Origin of the sequence: Longimicrobium sp. (assembly GCF_036554565.1) — a bacterium.
Taxonomy (GTDB): domain Bacteria; phylum Gemmatimonadota; class Gemmatimonadetes; order Longimicrobiales; family Longimicrobiaceae; genus Longimicrobium.
In genome coordinates this window covers 1-4,302 of the sequence record NZ_DATBNB010000261.1, presented here as the reverse complement: position 1 = coordinate 4,302, position 4,302 = coordinate 1, and the positions used below count along the sequence as shown (strand labels likewise).

Sequence of the window (4,302 nt, the reverse complement as noted above, 5' to 3'; positions counted from 1 at the left end):
GGGGGGCTGCCGCGGCATGCGCGCCACCCGATCGAACCCCGATCGAAGTTCCCCCCTCTCCGCACGTAGTTTGTGCGGGGAGGGGCCGGGGAGGGGCCCGAATAACTTTCCTCCCCGGGCGCCGCCGGTTATCTTCAGCGGCTTGCCGGTAACCTGTCCCGAGCGCATTTCGTGACCGAACCCGTGTCCTTTCTGAACGCGCGCTGGCTGGCTCCCGCCGCGCTCGGCGTGGCGTTGCTCTCGCTGGCGTTGAACGCCGTGCTGCTGTACGCGGTGCGGCGGCCGGAAGCGGTGGTCGGGCCCATGCTCGGCCGCACGATCACGCGGCTGCAGGCATCGGACGCGACCCTCAAGTACACCGTGCGCATTCCCTCGGGGACGCCGCTGCACTTCGACGTGCCCATCGACGAGCAGTACCGGGTGCAGCTGAACACCACGCTGCCCATCAATACCACCATCACACTGCCCATCCAGACGCCGTTCGGAAACCGCACGGTGCGGGTGCCGGTAAGGACCACCATCCCCATCCGGCAGACCATTCCCGTGCACCTGCGCGACACCTTCCGCCTGCGCACGCAAACGCAGGCCGAGCTGGTGGTTCCGCTGGAAGTGCCCATCCGCGACCTGCCGCTGGACGAGCTCCGGAAATCCCTGGATCCCTGACCATGCACCGACTCCTGGCCTGCGCCGCCCTTGCCGTCCTCGAGGCCTGCGGCGACGCTCCGCCCCGCGCCGGCACCCCGGCCGACAGCACGCCGTCCGCCACGCAGGCACCGCCGGCCGCGGCGGACTCCGGGGTGGCGGCGTGGACGTCCAACCCCGCCGAGGGCGTCACCGTCGCCGTGCAGGACGGGAGCGCCACGGTGCAGACCGGCCCGCACGCCGTGCTGTGGCCGCAGGGCGCGACGGACCTCGCGCCGCCGTACACGGTGCGCGCCACGTTGACCAAGGATTCCGGCCGGCTCCACGAGGGCTACGGGCTGGTCTTCGGCGGCGCGGGGCTGGAGGGCGGCGAGGCGGGGCAGGCGTACAGCTACTTCCTGGTTCGCGGCGACGGCAGCTTTCTCATCAAGCGCCGCGACGCCGCCCAGACGCCGGTGATCCGCGACTGGACGCGCCACCCGTCCATCAACCGCGACGCCGGCGGGTCCGGGCGCGCCAACCGGCTGGAGGTGCACGTGGGCGCCGACACCGTCGTGTTCATCGCGAACGGCGCGGAGGTGGCGCGGGTACCCGCGGCGGAGCTGGCGGTCAGCGGCCGCCCCGGCATCCGCATCGCCCACGACCTGGTGCTGCGCGTGGCCGGATTTCGCGCGGGGGCCCCGTGAACGCTCCCGTCCGGGTGCTGGTGGCCGACGACGATCCGGCCATCCGCGGCGTCCTTCACGTGATCCTGGCCCAGGGCGGGTACCAGGTCGAGGAGGCGGTGGATGGATCGGAGGCGCTGGAGGCGTTCCAGTCGCGCGGGGCGGACCTCATCCTCTCGGACCTGCAGATGCCGGGGATGACCGGGCTGGAGCTGCTTCGCCGCGTGCGTGCGCTGGACGACACGGTGGGGTTCATCATCCTCACCGGCGCCTCCACCGTCGAGAACGCGGTCGAGGCGTTGCGCGTGCAGGCCGACGACTACCTGGTGAAGCCCTTCAACCTGGACGAGGTGCTGCTCGCGGTGGAACGCGCGCTCAGCTACCGCCGCCTGCTGCGCGAGAACCGGTCGTACCAGCAGCACCTGGAGGACCGCGTGGCCGAGCAGGCGCGCCAGCTGGAGGCGCTGCTGATGGATGCGCTGCGCTCCCTGGCCAGCGCCATCGAAACGCGTGACGACTACACGGGCGGCCACGTGGAGCGCGTGGCCCGCTATGCCGCGGCGACCGGCCGCGAGATGGGGCTGCGGCGCGACGAGCTGCGTGCGCTCTGGGTGGGCGCGCTGCTGCACGACGTGGGCAAGATCGGCGTATCCGACCACGTGCTGAAGAAGCCGGGCCGCCTGACGGTGGACGAGTACGAGGAGATGAAGCGGCACCCCGAGATCGGCGGGGTGATCATGGAGCGCAGCTCGTTCCTTCGCCCCGGCCTCCCCGCGGTGCTCCATCACCAGGAGCGTTGGGACGGCTCCGGCTATCCCTGCGGCCTGCGCGGAGACGAGATTTCGCTGCAGGGGCGCATCGTGGCGGTGGTGGATACCTACGACGCCATCATCAGCTCGCGCCCGTACCGCGACGCCAGCAGCTGCGAGTTCGCCATGGAGGAGATCCGGCGCAACTCCGGGACGCAGTTCGATCCGGAGGTGGTGGAGGCCTTTTTCCGGGCCGAGAAGAAGAACTTTCCAGACGACCCCGACACACCGTCCCTCCCCGCCGTGGAATAGCGGCCCCCGGACCAGAACCGAACGAGAAGAACCGATGGCGGAACACCAGGCCGCGACGCTCCGCGACGTTCCCGAAGGCGAGGCGCGCGAGTTCACCGTGGGCGGGCGCGAGATCGTGCTGTGCAACGTGGAGGGCGAGATCTACGCGCTGCAGGCCATGTGCACGCACGAAGACCTTCCGCTGGACGGCGGCGAGGTAGACGGAACCGAGCTGGTGTGCAACTGGCATGGCGCCAGCTTCGACGTGTGCACCGGCCGCCCGATCGGCCTTCCCGCCACCGAGGCGCTTCAAACGTTCGAGGCGCGGGTGGATGGCGATGGCCGCATCTACGTGACGATGCCGGACTGAGCGGGACCTTGCGGGGCGGGAGGCGGGGATGGACAGGCGAAGGGCGATCGGATGGGTGCTGGTGCTCGCGTTGGGTGTGGCGGGATGCGCGCGGCAGGGAACGGACACGGGGGCGGGGAAGATGAAGTTTCTGGCGCTGGGGGATTCGTACACCATCGGCGAGGGGGTGGAGGCGGGTGATCGCTGGCCCGTGCAGCTGGCGGCGCTGCTGCGCGAGCAGGGGCACGACTTCGCCGAGCCGCAGATCATCGCGCGCACCGGCTGGACCACGGACGAGCTCTCCGACGCCATCGACGCGGCCGATCCGCGGGGGCCGTACGACCTGGTGTCGCTGCTGATCGGCGTCAACAACCAGTACCGCGGCCGGAGCGCCGAGGAGTACCGCGGCGAGTTCGCCGGCCTGCTGCAGCGCGCCATCGGCTTCGCGGGCGGCGACGCGCGCCGGGTGGTCGTGCTCTCCATCCCCGACTGGGGCGTCACTCCCTACGCCGCCGGGCGCGACCGACAGCAGATCGCCGCCGAGATCGACGTGTTCAACGCCATCAACCGCCAGGAAACGGAGCGGCTGGGCGCGCGCTACGTCGACATCACCCCGCAGAGCCGCACGGCGGGCTCTAATTCCGCGTTCCTGGCCCCCGACGGCCTCCACTACTCCGGCCTCACCTACGCCGAGTGGGCACGCCTGGCCCTGCCCGCGGCGCTAGAAGCCGTGCAGTAACCAGTTGCCAGAACTGCAGTTTCACGCAGAGGTCGCAGAGAGAACGGAGAGGACGCAGAGAGGATGGTGAGCCTCCTCTGCGTCCTCTCTTTTTCCTCTGCGCCTCTGCGTGAAACTGCAGTTCAGTTTTCTGGCTTGGAGAATTCACACAGGGGATGGATATCGTAGGTAGCCGAGTGTAGATTTCCCCCATGAACACTCTCAACGAGATCGAGCGGGCCGTTCAGGGGTTGAGCCCGAAGCAACTCGCGCAGTTCCGCGCCTGGTTCGCTGAATTCGACTGGGCTGCCTGGGACCGGGAGCTCGAGGACGATGTTTCGGCGGGCCGGCTGGACTCGCTCGCGGATGAGGCCGTGGCCAACTTCCGTGCTGGACGTACCAGCCCGTTGTGAACCATCAGGCGGACCCGCGGTTCTGGAAGGCTTACCACGCCCTTCCGCCCGAGGTGCGGGCGCTCGCAGACGCGGCATTCGAGCTGCTCAAGCGCGACCCGCGCCACCCGTCGCTCCGCTTCAAGAAGGTCGGCCGGTTCTGGTCGGCGCGAGTGGGGGCGCATCACCGCGCGCTCGCCGTTGATGCCGATTCCGCCCTGATCTGGGTGTGGATCGGACGCCATGATGAATACGATCGCCTGATCGGGTGACGGTCGGCGCCGCCCATTCGATCAAACCGAGAGCCCCCGTCGGTCCATCGGCGGGGGCTCTCCTGTTGAAATCACAACTCCGGCTCGACGATCTCGACCTCCCCTCCGCCGCCGCGGCGCATCTTCAGGCGCACCTGCTGGCCGGGACGGTAGCGCGAGAACTGGCTCATCGGCACCTCGCGCTCGTACGTCGTTCCGTGTTCGTCCGTGAAGCGCAGCTCGTA

General features: G+C 69.5%; 7 protein-coding genes. All 7 read left to right on the top strand.

The genetic code is table 11. The annotated features are described in order from the left end of the window. The first annotated feature begins 171 nt into the window (after positions 1-171). The 7 genes from VIB55_RS07095 (at position 172) to VIB55_RS07065 (ending at position 4,078) form a co-directional block, all read left to right on the top strand. Complete coding sequence (locus VIB55_RS07095; RefSeq protein WP_331875973.1) at positions 172-663, top strand: hypothetical protein; 492 nt, start codon at positions 172-174, stop codon at positions 661-663. Positions 664-665: 2 nt separating this feature from the next. Then, the gene (locus tag VIB55_RS07090) at positions 666-1,328 is read left to right on the top strand and encodes a hypothetical protein (protein WP_331875972.1); all 663 of its coding nucleotides are present in this window, start codon (positions 666-668) and stop codon (positions 1,326-1,328) included. Then, complete coding sequence (locus tag VIB55_RS07085) at positions 1,325-2,368, top strand: HD-GYP domain-containing protein (protein ID WP_331875971.1); 1,044 nt, start codon at positions 1,325-1,327, stop codon at positions 2,366-2,368. The genes VIB55_RS07090 and VIB55_RS07085 overlap by 4 nt, the downstream gene beginning before the upstream one ends. 34 nt (positions 2,369-2,402) lie before the next feature. Then, positions 2,403-2,717 (top strand): non-heme iron oxygenase ferredoxin subunit, encoded by a 315-nt coding sequence (locus VIB55_RS07080; protein ID WP_331875970.1) that lies wholly within the window; start codon positions 2,403-2,405, stop codon positions 2,715-2,717. 121 nt (positions 2,718-2,838) lie between these two features. After that, positions 2,839-3,435, top strand: coding sequence for an SGNH/GDSL hydrolase family protein (locus tag VIB55_RS07075; RefSeq protein WP_349263002.1), 597 nt, complete (start codon positions 2,839-2,841; stop codon positions 3,433-3,435). 191 nt (positions 3,436-3,626) lie between these two features. Then, positions 3,627-3,827 carry a hypothetical protein gene (locus VIB55_RS07070; RefSeq protein ID WP_331875968.1) on the top strand — a complete coding sequence of 67 codons (201 nt, stop codon included), beginning with the start codon at positions 3,627-3,629 and terminating at the stop codon, positions 3,825-3,827. A 53-nt stretch (positions 3,828-3,880) separates the two neighbouring features. Continuing rightward, positions 3,881-4,078, top strand: a complete 198-nt coding sequence (locus VIB55_RS07065) for a hypothetical protein (RefSeq protein WP_331875967.1) — start codon at positions 3,881-3,883, stop codon at positions 4,076-4,078. The last annotated feature ends 224 nt before the right edge of the window (positions 4,079-4,302 follow it).